This is a genomic window from Achromobacter sp. HNDS-1 (assembly GCF_040084795.1).
Taxonomy (GTDB): Bacteria; Pseudomonadota; Gammaproteobacteria; order Burkholderiales; family Burkholderiaceae_B; genus Achromobacter; species Achromobacter ruhlandii.
The window spans coordinates 4779555-4792832 of record NZ_CP157584.1 but is presented as its reverse complement, the minus strand read 5'-3'; the positions used below and the strand labels follow the sequence as shown (position 1 = coordinate 4792832).

Here is a 13278-nt window from a genome sequence, read left to right as displayed (position 1 = left end):
CGCCGTGCTCAGTGGATATGCTCCTGTTCCGAACGGTCCGAACGCTCCACCTGCAGCGTCGTGTGATGCAGGTCGAAGCCCGCCTGCAGGCGGCGCTCGATCTCCAGCCGGACAGTCTCGCCGTCGGCGCCCGCGGCCAGCACCACGTGGCCGGTCAGGAGCGGCTGCTTCTGCGTGATCGCCCACAGATGGATGTCATGCACGCTGGCAACGCCATCGGTGCCGGCAATGGCGTCGCGCACCGCATTCAGGCTCATGCCGGGCGGCACGCCTTCGAGCAGCAGGTTGATACATTCGCGCAGCAGCACCCAGGTGCGCGGGAACACCATGAAACCGATCGCCACGGCCAGCGCCGAATCGACCCAGCGCCAGTCGGTCAGCCAGATGATCACGGCCCCCGCGATGACGGCGACCGAGCCCAGCATGTCGGCCCAGACTTCGAGATAAGCGCCTTTCACGTTCAGGCTGTCGTCCTTGGAGCCGGCCAGCAGCCGCATCGACACCAGGTTGATCACCAGCCCGGCGATGGCGACGGCCAGCATGCCCGCGGACTGGATATCCGGCGGCGTCTCGATACGCCGCCAGGCTTCGTACAGGATATAGAACGCCACGCCCAGCAACACCAATGCATTGACCGCGGCCGCCAGGATCTCGAAGCGCGCATAGCCGTACGTGCGCATCAGGTCCGCGGCCTTGCGGCCCGCGCGGATCGCGATCAGCGCCAGCAACAGCGCGATGGCGTCGGTCATCATGTGCATGGCGTCGGAGATCAGCGCCAGGCTACCGGTCCACAGGCCTCCGACGATCTCCACCACCATGAAGGTGCTGGTCAGCCCGAACGCGAGCCATAGCCGGGATTCGGGCAGCGCCCGCGCGTCGGCGTGCTCATGGCCGCCGCTCATGCCCGCTCCCCCGAAACGGCCGTGGCGCGGGCGTGGATGTGGTGGCTTTCCAACAGTCTTTTCGGCGAATCCATGGCGCTACGCTCCGGCTGAGGTGGGGCGGCACCGTGGCGGGGGTGCCATGGCCGTATGAGAAAGCCTGAAGTCACTGCAAGGTCAAGCGGTGTTCAGGCGCCCTTGAGGCATTCAAAGATTGCAAGTGTTTTGGAAACTTGACGCGTCCGAAACAGGCTCGTGGATTACTTAATGCATTATCTACAGAGGGATAATGCAAGGTATTAGTAACTGAAAGAAACGGAATAAGATAACAGCCGACACACAACTGACAGGCAATTGAAACCAGATATGGCCCCAATTTATGGCTCGCGGGGCCCGTCCCTTTCACCACCGTCAGAACGATCTCGCGAACTATTGCCAGCCATTCGGAATCTGGGGAAATACTCCGTCACATATTACGAATGCTCTCAAGACATAATAAACGCAAGAAAATGCCACCGGCTCGGGCCGCTCGATTGCGATGAAGATACTTTCCATTTTCGGAACGCGTCCTGAAGCCATCAAGATGGCCCCCCTGGTCGCCGCCCTGCAGAATGAATCCCAATTGAACAGTGTCGTCTGCGTGACTGGCCAGCATCGCCAGATGCTGGATCAGGTGCTGGCCTTGTTCGACTTGCGGGCGCAGCACGACCTCGACATCATGGTGCCCAACCAGACCTTGAACGGTTTGTACGCGCGCCTGATCAGCCGGGTGGATGAGGTGCTGGAACAGGAGCAGCCGGACTATGTATTGGTACATGGCGACACCAGCACCGCATCGGCCTGCGCGCTGGCCGCGTTTCACCGCCGCATCCGCATCGGCCACGTCGAGGCCGGCCTGCGCACCGGCAACCTGGCGATGCCCTTCCCCGAGGAAATGAACCGCCGCGTGGTCGACGCGATCGGCGACTGGCTGTTCGCGCCAACCGCCGAATCGCGCGCCAATCTGCTGCGCGAAAACCTGGCCGGCCGTATCACCGTGACCGGCAATACCGTCATCGACGCACTGGCCATGACCTGTGCCAAGCTGGCCCCGGAGGCGCCGCTGGCGCGTGCGCTCGCGGCCCGTTACGACTGGCTCGATGCGCGACGCCGGCTGCTGCTGGTGACGGGCCACCGGCGCGAGAGCTTCGGCGGGGGCTTCAAGAATATCTGCGCCGCGCTGGCCGAACTGGCGCGCCGCGAAGACCTGCAGATCGTCTACCCGGTGCACCTGAATCCGCAGGTGCGCAATGTCGTGATGACCGATCTGGCCGGCCTGCGGCACGTCCACCTGATCGATCCGCTGGATTACCTGGACTTTGTCTGGTTCATGCAGCGCGCCTATCTCATCCTGACCGATTCGGGCGGGGTGCAGGAAGAGGCGCCGTATCTGGGCAAGCCGGTGCTGGTGATGCGCGAGGTCACCGAACGTCCGGAAGCCGTGCAGGCCGGCACGGTGGCACTGGTCGGCACCGATACGCAGCGCATCATCGCCGAGGTCAACCGGCTGCTGGACGACCCGGCGTTGCATGCCTCGTTTTCGCGTCGCATCAACCCCTACGGCGACGGCAAGGCCAGCGCGCGCATCGTTGACGCGCTTTGCGGCCGACCCGTTTCTGAATTCGATCCTTACGGAACGGCCGCCGGCACGCCAGCCTGATGCCATTCGACCTGAATCCGCTGCCTGGAGCACCCATGCCAAAACCCACTTCCCTCCCCGCCGCCCAGGCGCTCTGCCGCGCACTGATGGCCGCCGGCCTGCTGTTGCCGCTGGGCGCGATGGCCAGCCCGGCCGGTGACGCGCTGCGGCAGTTGCAGGGCGACGACTGGGTCACCCGCAACACCACGCTGGCGGATCTGGGCATCAGCGAGCCCGTGGTCCTGAGCAACAGCGATGCGCGCCAGGAGTTCTACGTGCCGGTGCCGCGCGGCGTGCCGATCGCCGACGCCACCCTGAATTTCGACGCCAAATACACCAAGGGCGAACCCGGCCGCACCAGCCTGGTGTTGTGGGCCGACGGCGTGCCGCTGAACGCACAGCGCATCGCCGATGGCGACGGCAACATCGCGCACGGCTACACGGTGGACCCGCGCAGCCGCGAGACCGGCTTTCTGCGCGTGGGCGTGGACTGGCAGTCGGAAATCGCGCTGCGCCACTGCGAGAGCAACCGGGCCACCGCCAACGCGCTGACCATCTCGCCACAGACACGCCTGACTTACCGCTACGACGCCTCGGCCATCGGCAACCTGGATGATGCCTGGGGCACCCTGCCCGGCAAGCCGACGCTCATCGTGGGCAGCGCCAAGCTCGATCAGCAGGCCTTCGACAGCGCCTGGCGTGTCGGCGTGGCGCTGGAACGCGCAGGCAAGCGCGTGGCGGTGCGCGCCTTCCCGTCGGTGGGCGACGAAATCGACACACGCGGCCTGCAGGCCCCGGCCGGGCTGGCACAGATTCCGGCCTTCGCCGCGCTGGCGGACAATGGCAAGCACAAGATCGCCAATGCCGCCGAGATCGGCGCCTTGCTGGTGCTGGGCGCGCCGGCGGTAGCCGGCGACGTGGTGATCGCCGACGCCACGCTGCGCGCCCGGTTGAACGAAGCGCTGGACGCCTTGCAATCGCAACTGGGCAACGACGCTGACGCCGCGGCGGCGTTCAAGTCCTGGCGCGAGCGCCGCGTGCCGCTGGCCGCCGCCGAGATGCCCTCCAAGGAGATCCGACTGGCCGCGATGGGCCGGCAGGCGGTGATCGCGCTGGCCGCGGACGCCGGCGCGCAGGGGGCGGGCGCGTTCGATACCGCCTGGCGACGCATCCTGGTGACACGCCAGGTGCAGGTCAAGACGGCCACGCCGCCGGAAACCTTCAAGGACGGCGGCCTGCGCCTGACGGCGCTGGGCGGCTCGCCCAACAGTTTCAACGTGGTCGCCAGCGGCGACTGGAACACGACGTTCCCCCTGGCCGCGGTCTCGGCCGACGGCCAGATGCCGGGCGAGCTGGTCATGGACGTGTCGGCCGCGCCCGGCGCCTCGTCGACGCGCCCGGTGGCCTCGGTCTTCTGGAACGGCATCCTGCTGGCGGCCAAGCAACTGGACGCCGACGGACGCCCCGAGCGCCTGCGCGCGCGCGTGCCCGGCTACGTGCTGGGGGTCACCAACGCCGTGCGCGTCACGTTCCAGCGCCAGCCGGTCTCGGTGGACTGCAACGAAATTCCGCAGGGCTATCCGGTCAACGTGCTGCCGACCAGCTACGTCAAGCCTGAGAAGGCCGAGCCGGACGGCACCTTCGTCGGCCTGCTGCCGCTGCTGGCCGGCACCCCGCAAGTGATCGTGCCGGACAGCTACCTGGCCAGTGCGCCGGACAACCTCAAGCGCCTGATCGGCATCGCCTCGGCCAGTGGCATCTCGACCACCCGCGCCGAACTGTCGGTGGCGGCCGGGGGCCAGGCCGTCAAGCCGACCCGCCCATTCCTGGCCATGGAAGTGCCGGTGGAAGGCGCCAAGCCAATGGTGACCGTCACCGACCGCAAGCAGCTGCGCGTGGATGGCAAGAACACCACGTGGCTGGATATTTCCGGACTGGACCATCTTAGCTCGGCCGAGGTGGTCAGCGCCGGCGGCCAGGACGGCGTGCTGTGGCACACCCTGGGCCAGCAGGCCGGCATGCTGGATGCGCCGTTCGTGTTGAACCGCGGCAACATCGCGTTGATCGGCGCCGCCGGCCCGGTGGCCTGGATCGACAGTGGCAACCCCGACGCCAGCCATCCGCCCGGCGCCGGCGAAAGCGCCTTCTTCGAATGGCGCCGCTACATCTCGTGGAGCGTGCCGGCCATCAGCGTCGGCCTGCTGGTGCTGCTGCTGATTCTGATTTTCGCCATGCGCGTGAGCCGCAGGAAGAACAAGGAAAACAAGTAAACCCGGATCCGGCTGCCCATGTCCTCGCTTTACTGGCCCTATCTCATCGCCGACTATTACCGCGGCCTTGAGATCGTGACCGCCGTCGTCGGCGTGATCATCCTGCTTTCGAGCCTGGATGATCTGTTCATCGACGGCTGGTACTGGGTGCGCGAACTGCGCCGCTCGCTGACGATCAAGCGCCGTTACGCGCCCCTGACGGCGGCGCAATTGCGCGAGAAAGAGGAACAGCCGCTGGCCATCATGGTGCCCGCGTGGCTCGAGTATGACGTCATCGCCTCGATGCTCGAGACGATGGTGTCCACGCTCGAATACAAGAACTACATGATCTTCGCCGGCACTTACCAGAACGACGAGCGCACCATCAAGGAAGTCGAGCGCATGCGGCGGCGTTACCGCCAGTTGATCCGGGTGGAAGTGCCGCACGACGGCCCGACCTGCAAGGCCGACTGCCTGAACTGGATCGTGCAGGCCATCTTCGCCCAGGACGCCAAGCAACCGGTGCCGTTCGCCGGCGTCATCCTGCACGACAGCGAGGACGTGCTGCACCCGCTGGAACTGAAGTACTACAACTACCTGCTGCCGCGCATCGATTTCATCCAGCTGCCGGTGACCTCGCTGGAGCGCCACTGGTACGAACTGGTGGCCGGCACCTACATGGACGAGTTCGCCGAATGGCACACCAAGGACCTGGTGGTGCGCGAAAGCCTGTCAAAAATGGTGCCCTCCGCCGGCGTGGGCACGTGTTTTTCGCGCAAGGCGCTGGTCGAACTGGCCGCCGAAACCAATAACCAGCCCTTCAACACCGACACCCTGACCGAAGACTACGATATCGGCGCGCGGCTGGCGCAGCGCGGCATGCGGCAGATCTTCGGCAAGTTTGGCGTGGAATACGTGACCCGCCGCCGCGCCTGGTTCGGCCTGGGCCGGGAGAAAGTGTCCAGCATCCACATGCCACTGGGGGTGCGCGAGTACTTTCCCAACACCTTCCGCACCGCCTACCGGCAGAAGGCGCGCTGGACGCTGGGCATCGGGCTGCAGGGCTGGCAACAGGTGGGCTGGACCGGCTCGCTGGCCACCAAGTACCTGCTGTTCCGCGACCGCAAGGGCCTGGTGACATCATTCATCGCGATCCTGGCCTACCTGCTGCTGGCCAATTTCTTCCTGTTCTACCTGGCCGACCTGTTCGGCTGGTGGACCGTGTATTACCCGTCGTACTTCCGTCCCGGCGGCTGGCTGGTGACGCTGATGTGGATCAACGCGGTGGCGCTGCTGTTGCGGGTGGTGCAGCGTGCCTATTTCGTCGGCCGCATGTACGGCTGGGAGCACGCGCTGCTATCGATTCCGCGCATGATCGTAGGCAACTTCATCAACGCCATGGCGGCCGCGCGCGCCTGGAAGCTGTTCATCGGCCACCTGATCACCGGCAAGCGGCTGGCCTGGGACAAGACCATGCACGACTTCCCGTCCACCGACCAGCTGGCGCAACAACGCCAGCGCCTGGGCGAATTGCTGTTGTCCTGGCAGGCGATCGACGAGGACAAGCTGGCGCTCGCGCTGGAGATCCAGTCGCGCGACAAGCGGCCGCTGGGCGAAATCCTGATGGAACAGGGCTGGCTCGATGAAGGCACGCTGAAGGAAGCCATCCATTTCCAGCAGGGTGGGCAGGCCGACGCCGCGCCGACGCACTCCAAAGACAAACCCGCGACCCCATGAAGCCATTGACCCGTTCGCTCCTGCTGTCCGCCGCGCTGGCCTGCGCCGGGCCCGCCGCCGCCCAACCGGCGCCGCGCGCCGCCGAGGCGCCGCTGGAAGGCGCCGCCTATCAGTTCGCCGACGAGGGCTACAAGAGCTACGACGCGGGCAACTACGCGCTGGCGCAGCGGCAGGCCGAATCCGCCATCGCGCTGCGCCCGGACGTGGAACGGCTGCGCCTGCTGCTGATCTATGCGCTGCAGAAGCAAGGCAAGCTGCAAGAGGCCGACAAGGCCGCCGCCGACGCCATCAAGAGCGGCCTGGATACCCCCGCCTTGCGCCAGGCGCGCGCCAACCTGAGGCCGCGCGCCGCCCAACCGGCCACGGCCGGCGGCAGCGGCGCGCCCGGCACCACCGCCGCCTACCGCCGTGGCTTTCCGATCGCCACGCGCGCCTATGCCGACTACAACCGCGCCGACTACCCCGCCGCCCAGCGCGGCGCCGAACAAGCCTTCCGCATCGATCCCAAGCAAGGTGCCTGGGCCATGCTGTGGCTGGACGCGCTGGAAGCCCAAGGCAAGTACGCCGAGGCCGAGGCCGCGGCCGACAAGGCCATGGCGCTGGGCGCCCCCAACAAGAACGACCTGACCGCGCGCCGCACCACCATGAAGCGCCGCCTGGCGATCAAGCCCGCCGAACAAGGCTACCAGGCGCTGATCGCCAACCGCCCCGGCGACGCCGTGCCGCTGGCGCGCGAGGCCGTGGCGCTGGCGCCCGACACCGCCAGCCATCGCCTGTTGCTGATGACCGCGCTGATGCTGGACAACCAGCTTGCGGCCGCCGAGGACGCCGCCACCGACGCGCTCAAGCAGGACGACGAGAACACGGTGGCGCTGGTAATGCGCGCCTACCTGCGCCAACGCCAGGGCAAGACCGACCTGGCCAATGCCGACTTCGACGCCGCGCTCAAGCAGGACTGGCTCGACGACGACCAGCGCCGCAATGTGCGCCTGATCGCGGCCGATGCCGCGCTTGCCGGCGGCGAGACCAAGCGCGCGCTGGCGCTGCTGGAACCGCTCGGCGGCAAGGACGAAGCCGCCGCGGCGCGCGTCAAGCGGGCGCGCTCGAAGCCGGCGGTGCCGGCTACGCTGACGCTGGCCAACTACCCTGCGCCCCTGCAGGACTGCCGCGATACGCCCTATGGCACCTCCTGCGAGCTGCTGCCGTCGGACGCCGCCGGCAGCGGCGGCCCGGCCGCGCTGGCCTATGCCGCCTATGCGCGCGAGGACTACCAGGAAGCCATCGCCCAGGCGCGCAAAGCGGTCGAACAGGACCCCGCCAACAAGGAACTGCAGCGCCTGCTGACCACCACGCTGGCGGCCGGCAACGCGACGCAACTGGCGGAGGCCGAGAAACGCATGGGCGAGGCGCTGGCCGCGCAACCCGACGACCCCGCCCTGTTGATGCAGCGCGGCTATCTGCACCAGCGCATGGGACAGCCCAGGCTGGCGCTGGAGGATTTCCAGGCGGCCCGCGCCACCGGCAAGGCGCCGCCGACCGTGATCCTGGACGAGGGCTACGCCCTGTCGGGCGTCGGCGACAAGCGCGGCGCGGTGGAAAAACTGAAACAGGCCATCGACGAAGCCGACGCCGGCAGGCTCGAGCTGACGCCACAGCAGCGTTTCGACACCCGCAGCGGCATCGCCGGACTGTCGCGCGAATGGGGCGGCTATGTCTCGGCTGGCTATCGCGGCGCGCGGCCGGCCTCCTCGGGATTGGGCGGCGCGGCCATCACCGTGCCCGGCGACGCGGTGTTCAGCACCGCCGAGATCTTCTGGCGTCCGTCGGACTTCCTCAATTCGTCGACGCGCACGTTCGAACTGTATGGACGATTGTCCAACACGCTCTACAACAAGGGCGGCAAGACCACCAGCCAGACGGTCTCGGATCCCTGCGGCGGCACCATCGACGTGGCCGAAACCTCGAACCAGGGCATCTCCGGCATTCCCACCACCGTGGGCTCGCTGGGCATGCGTTTCACGCCCTCCACCGAGGTGGGCCTGACCTTCGGCCTGGAACGCCAGTTCAATCTTGGCACCGCGACGCGCAAGGGTTCGTTCAGCCCGGCGCCGGCGGACCTGCGCTGCAGCCTGAACCGCAACAACCAGACCGCCTACTACAAGACGGACGCCGGCAGCGGCGGCTGGCTGGCCTACGTCACGTATGGCCTGTACGAAGGCACCACGCTGCGCATCGACCGTCCCGACTGGTTCACCATGGAAGGCTACGTGCAGGCGGGCTATTCCTGGCAGGACATGTCCGCGCGCCTGTGGAAGCGCAACAATTCCACCGGCGCCGATACCGACCAGACCTCGGGCAAGATCAAGCGCGACCAGGCCTTCGGCGCCGGCGAATTGCGAGTGGGCCGCAGCTATCGGGTGGACGCGATCAGTGACCGCCTGGTGTTCTTCCCCTACGCGGTGGTTGGCGCCGACTGGCTCTGGAACAGGAACCGCATGGTCGGCCTGGACATCGATGGCTCGGACTCGTATTCCCAGCTGGGCGACGGCTCATCGTGGTCGATGGGCGCCGGCCCCGGCTTCAACCTGCGCTACTGGTTCCGCGAAGACCACTACAACGCCCCCCGGTCCTACCTGGACCTGACCACCCAATACCGTTTCAACATCGGCGGCGGCCAGGCCGACCGGGCCAAGGGTCTGTTCATCAACCTGACCCTGTCCTACTGAGCCGCGCCGATCGATACGCATTCATGAAGGAATCCATCAACATGACTACCCCGACCCCATTCCTGACCCGCCGTCCGCGCCTGGCGTCGGCCCTGTGCGGCGCGCTGCTGGCGCTGGCTGCCGGCGCCTCGCAGGCGCAGCAGGCCTCGTCCATCGTCATCCAGGGCAAGGATAACTGGCTGTTCCCCGGCTGGGGCAGCCTGACCCAGGTGGACACGCGCGGCATCGACGCCGCCACCCAGCTGGTGCGCGAGACCCGCGACGCGCTCGCCGCCAAGGGCGTCCAGCTGGAAGTGCTGGTCCTGCCCGACAAGACCCTGTTCTACCAGGACAAGCTGCCGGACGGCACGGCGCTGAGCGCCGAGGTCAAGAAGCGCTACCAGACCATCCAGGACAAGCTCAAGGCCGCCGGCATCTCCACCATCGACGACGAGGCGGTGCTGCGCCGCCTGAAGGATGGCGGCCAGGACGTGTTCTACCGCACCGACCAGCACTGGACCCAGGCCGCCGCCGACGCCACCGCCGAGGCCCTGGCCCAGCGCATCAAGCAGGACGTGAAGACGCTGGCCGGCAAGCCGGGCACCGGCATGGCGCTGGGCAGCGTGGTCAATGAACGCCGCTATGGCGACCTGGCCGAGCTGTTCTTGACGCCCGACCAGCGCAAGCAGGCCGGGCGCGAGACCTTCACCGTGCGCCGCCAGGCCGACAACCAGAGCCTGATCGACGACGCGCCCGCCCCCGTGCACGTGACCGGCCACAGTATGGTGCAGCCGTACTTCGGCTTTCCGCAGAAACTGTCCAACGTGCTGGACCGGCCCGTTTCAGTGAACTGGAAACCGGGCAACGTCGGCCACTGGATCATGCTGCTGGAGTACCTGGAATCGCCCGCCTTCAAGCAGAACAAGCCGCAGGTGCTGGTGTGGCAGATGTTCGAGCCCACCTATGCGCAGGGTCCTGACGCCAAGGGGTTGTGGGACAACGCCTCCATCATGACCGCCGACGCCTGGCGCGGCCGCATGAAGGCGGCGGTGGGGCAATAACGCCGTGGCGCAAGCGGAGAAGACCGCGCCGCCCGAATCGGGCCATCGGCGCAACGCGATCGTGATCGGCGTGCTGCTGGCGCTCGGCCTGGGCTGGGGCGCCTGGTGCCTGGCGCAGGCCAGGCTGAGCGCCGCCGATGTCGCGCCCGCCGCCTGGATGAACGGCACCGCGGGGACCGCGTTGAACCAGTCGCTGCGCCTGCCGGCGCAGGGCGCGGTCAACACCTGGAACGCGGCGATCCGCTACCGTGTGCTCGGCGACCTGGGCGACCAGGTCGCGATGGGCTGCCCGCAATGGCTGTTCTATCGTGATGGCCTGCGCCCGCAACCAGGTGTGCATGTATTCAACGAACGCCTGCGCCTGATGCGCCACTGGGTCGACCAACTGCGCCAGCGCCAGGTGCAGGTGCTGGTGGTCGCCGTGCCCGACAAATCGCGCATCGAGGCCGATCACCTGTGCGGCCAGACCGTATCGTTGCCGATGCGACGCTCGCTGGACGACTGGCAGGCCGCGCTGCGCGCGCAGGGCGTGCCGTTCGTCGATCTGCGCGATGCCCTGGCGCAGGCCGAGGCGCCGCGCTACTTCCGCACAGACGTGCACATGAACGCCACCGGCGCGCAGGCCGCCGCCGCGCGCGTGGCGCAAGCCGCGCTGCCGCTGCTGGGCGGCGCGGGCGCCCAGGCCTTCAAGGAAGATCCGGCGGGCGCGCCGCGGCCGCGCATGGGCGACCTGATCGTGCTGGCCGGGCTGGAACAGGCGCGGCCTGGCTGGCGTCCCGAGCTGGACCTGGCCGCGCCGCAGAAGATCGAACCGGTGCGCGGCGGCGGGCTGCTCGACGACACGCCACCGGTGGAAGTGTTGCTGGCCGGCAGCTCCAACGGCCGTCGCAGCAATTTCGCCGAGCGGCTGGGCATGGGGCTGGGCCGCGAGGTCTGGAACCTGAGCCTGGATGGCGGGCAGTTTTCCGGGGCTTTGCTGGTGGCGCTCAAGCAGCGCGAGCAATGGCCCAAGAGCCTGAAGCTGGTGATCTGGGAGTTTTCGGAAATGGCGCTGTCGCTGCCGCTGACCGACGACGAAAAATCCGTGCTGGCCCGACTGCCCTGACCCGAGATGCTATTCAACTCTTATCTGTTCCTGCTGATCTTCCTGCCCGTCACGCTGGCGGTGTACTACGGCGCGGGCCGCTTCAACCTGCGGCTGGCGGCGCTGTGGCTGTGCCTGACGTCCTTCGTGTTCTACGGCTGGTGGAATCCGCAATTCGTGGTGCTGCTGGCGGGTTCGATCGCCTTCAACTTCCTGGTCAGCCTGCTGATCCTGCACACGGCGGCGCGGCCGAAGCTGCAGGGGCTGATCACGGGCCTGGGCGTGGGCGCCGACCTGGCGCTGCTGTTCCACTACAAGTACTTTGCCACGCTGCTCAATTTCCTGACCGACCTGGGCATGACCAGTTCGACCATGGACGCGATCATCCTGCCGCTGGGCATTTCGTTCTTCACCTTCACGCAGATCGGCTATCTGCTGGATTGCCGCGCCGGCGTGGTCAAGGAACGCAGCCTGCTCAGCTACGTGTTGTTCGTGACCTTCTTCCCGCATCTGATCGCCGGCCCGATTCTGCATCACAAGGAGATGATGCCGCAGTTCGCGCAACCCGAGAATTACCGCTTCAAGGCCGAGAACCTGTCGGTGGGCGGGATGCTGTTCGTGATCGGACTGGCCAAGAAGGTGCTGCTGGCCGACGGTATCGCGCCCTACGCCGACGCCGGTTTCGCCGCGCCGGGCGAGTTGCAGTTCTGGGGCTCGTGGGGCGCCAGCCTGTGCTACGCCTTGCAGCTGTATTTCGACTTCTCCGGCTATTCGGACATGGCGCTGGGCCTGGCCAAGATGTTCGGCATCCGCTTCCCGCTGAACTTCAACTCGCCCTACAAGGCCGGCAGCATCATCGAGTTCTGGGCCCGCTGGCATATGACGCTGACGCGCTACCTGACCGCCTATCTCTACTATCCGGTGGCGATGGCCGTCTCGAAGTGGCGCACCGACCGTAACCTGCCGGTCGGCGCCCAGGGCGTGGCCACGGCGGGCGGCTTCCTGGCCAGCATCGTCACCCCGACGCTGTTCACGATGGCGCTGGCGGGCGTGTGGCACGGCGCCGGTTTCCAGTTCCTGGTGTTCGGCCTGCTCCATGCCATGTACCTGTCGGTGAACCACGCCTGGCGCATCTTCGTGGTCGGCCGCAAGCCCGCCGCCGCGCGCAACCTGAACGTGGTCAAGCGTGCCGCCTGCGTGCTGCTGACCTTTGTGGCGGTGCTGGTGGCGCAGGCCTTCTTCCGCGCCCACGGCGTCGGCGACGCCATGCTGCTGATGCAGGGCATGATCGGGCTGCGCGGCGTGGAAACGCTGGACCTGGCCACCCACGTCAGCGGCCTGGCCTGGGGCGATGCCTGGCGCGTGCTGGTCGGCCATCACCTGCAGTTGATCTATGCTGTGGTGCTGCTGGGCATCGCTTGGTTCGCGCCGAACGCGCATCAGATCCTGGGCCGCTACTCGCCCGCGCTGTTCAAGCCCCAGGAAGCGCCCTCGCCCTGGATGCGCTGGCGCCCCAACCTGGCCTGGCTGGCCGTGATGCTGGCGCTGCTGTTCTTCTGCCTGGTTAACCTGCACAAGGAAACCCGGTTCCTCTATTTCCAATTCTGACCGCGACGCGGTCGCGGAGTACGCGATGGACATCAAAGAAATCGAAACCAAGGTGGCCGACCTCATCGAAGGCATCATCCTCACCAAAGTCGATCCCGACACCCTGCTGATCGATTCCGGCCTGGTGGACTCGCTGGCCGCCGTGGACGTGGCGCTGGCAGTGGAACGCCAGTTCGGCTGCAAGATCCCGCCGACCGAGATCGACGTGCACCTGGAATCGGTGCACACGCTGGCCACGTTCATCGCGGAGCGCGCCCGCGCCTGACGATTCTCCT

The 13278-nt window shown here is 67.1% G+C and carries 9 protein-coding genes; 8 read left to right on the top strand and 1 reads right to left on the bottom strand.

Translation table 11 applies throughout. The features are described 5' to 3' along the window. Positions 1–8 precede the first annotated feature (8 nt). Complete coding sequence (locus ABFG95_RS22095) at positions 9–902, bottom strand: cation diffusion facilitator family transporter (protein WP_054416839.1); 894 nt, start codon at positions 900–902, stop codon at positions 9–11. A gap of 517 nt (positions 903–1419) precedes the next feature. Between ABFG95_RS22095 and wecB the strand changes: the two genes are divergently transcribed. Genes wecB through ABFG95_RS22055 form a run of 8 tightly spaced genes read left to right on the top strand, consistent with a single transcriptional unit; the run spans position 1420 to position 13268 of the window. Further along, positions 1420–2580 (top strand): UDP-N-acetylglucosamine 2-epimerase (non-hydrolyzing), encoded by a 1161-nt coding sequence (gene wecB / locus ABFG95_RS22090; RefSeq protein WP_348994943.1) that lies wholly within the window; start codon positions 1420–1422, stop codon positions 2578–2580. A 35-nt stretch (positions 2581–2615) separates the two neighbouring features. Beyond that, complete coding sequence (locus ABFG95_RS22085; RefSeq protein ID WP_278993408.1) at positions 2616–4829, top strand: cellulose biosynthesis cyclic di-GMP-binding regulatory protein BcsB; 2214 nt, start codon at positions 2616–2618, stop codon at positions 4827–4829. Between the two features lie 18 nt (positions 4830–4847). After that, on the top strand, positions 4848–6545 hold the full coding sequence (locus tag ABFG95_RS22080) for a glycosyl transferase family protein (protein WP_049072315.1): 1698 nt from the start codon (positions 4848–4850) through the stop codon (positions 6543–6545). After that, entirely contained in the window at positions 6542–9271 is a 2730-nt protein-coding gene (locus ABFG95_RS22075) for a hypothetical protein (RefSeq protein WP_348994942.1), read from the top strand. The genes ABFG95_RS22080 and ABFG95_RS22075 overlap by 4 nt, the downstream gene beginning before the upstream one ends. A 41-nt stretch (positions 9272–9312) precedes the next feature. Continuing rightward, the gene (locus tag ABFG95_RS22070) at positions 9313–10311 is read left to right on the top strand and encodes a twin-arginine translocation pathway signal (RefSeq protein ID WP_063584914.1); all 999 of its coding nucleotides are present in this window, start codon (positions 9313–9315) and stop codon (positions 10309–10311) included. 4 nt (positions 10312–10315) lie between these two features. Next, on the top strand, positions 10316–11416 hold the full coding sequence (locus ABFG95_RS22065) for a cell division protein FtsQ (protein WP_348994941.1): 1101 nt from the start codon (positions 10316–10318) through the stop codon (positions 11414–11416). 6 nt (positions 11417–11422) lie between these two features. After that, positions 11423–13003 (top strand): MBOAT family O-acyltransferase, encoded by a 1581-nt coding sequence (locus ABFG95_RS22060; protein ID WP_049072311.1) that lies wholly within the window; start codon positions 11423–11425, stop codon positions 13001–13003. 25 nt (positions 13004–13028) lie between these two features. Continuing rightward, a complete protein-coding gene (locus ABFG95_RS22055; protein WP_049072309.1) occupies positions 13029–13268 on the top strand; it encodes an acyl carrier protein in 240 nt (79 codons plus the stop codon). The last annotated feature ends 10 nt before the right edge of the window (positions 13269–13278 follow it).

Bases quoted from the DNA above. Each gene is read 5' to 3' on its own strand.
- ABFG95_RS22075 (WP_348994942.1), top strand. From the start codon at position 6,542: ATGAAGCCATTGACCCGTTCGCTCCTGCTGTCCGCCGCGCTGGCCTGC.
- ABFG95_RS22055 (WP_049072309.1), top strand. From the start codon at position 13,029: ATGGACATCAAAGAAATCGAAACCAAGGTGGCCGACCTCATCGAAGGC.
- ABFG95_RS22080 (WP_049072315.1), top strand. From the start codon at position 4,848: ATGTCCTCGCTTTACTGGCCCTATCTCATCGCCGACTATTACCGCGGC.
- ABFG95_RS22060 (WP_049072311.1), top strand. From the start codon at position 11,423: ATGCTATTCAACTCTTATCTGTTCCTGCTGATCTTCCTGCCCGTCACG.
- ABFG95_RS22085 (WP_278993408.1), top strand. From the start codon at position 2,616: ATGCCAAAACCCACTTCCCTCCCCGCCGCCCAGGCGCTCTGCCGCGCA.
- ABFG95_RS22070 (WP_063584914.1), top strand. From the start codon at position 9,313: ATGACTACCCCGACCCCATTCCTGACCCGCCGTCCGCGCCTGGCGTCG.
- ABFG95_RS22095 (WP_054416839.1), bottom strand. From the start codon at position 902: ATGAGCGGCGGCCATGAGCACGCCGACGCGCGGGCGCTGCCCGAATCC.
- wecB (WP_348994943.1), top strand. From the start codon at position 1,420: ATGAAGATACTTTCCATTTTCGGAACGCGTCCTGAAGCCATCAAGATG.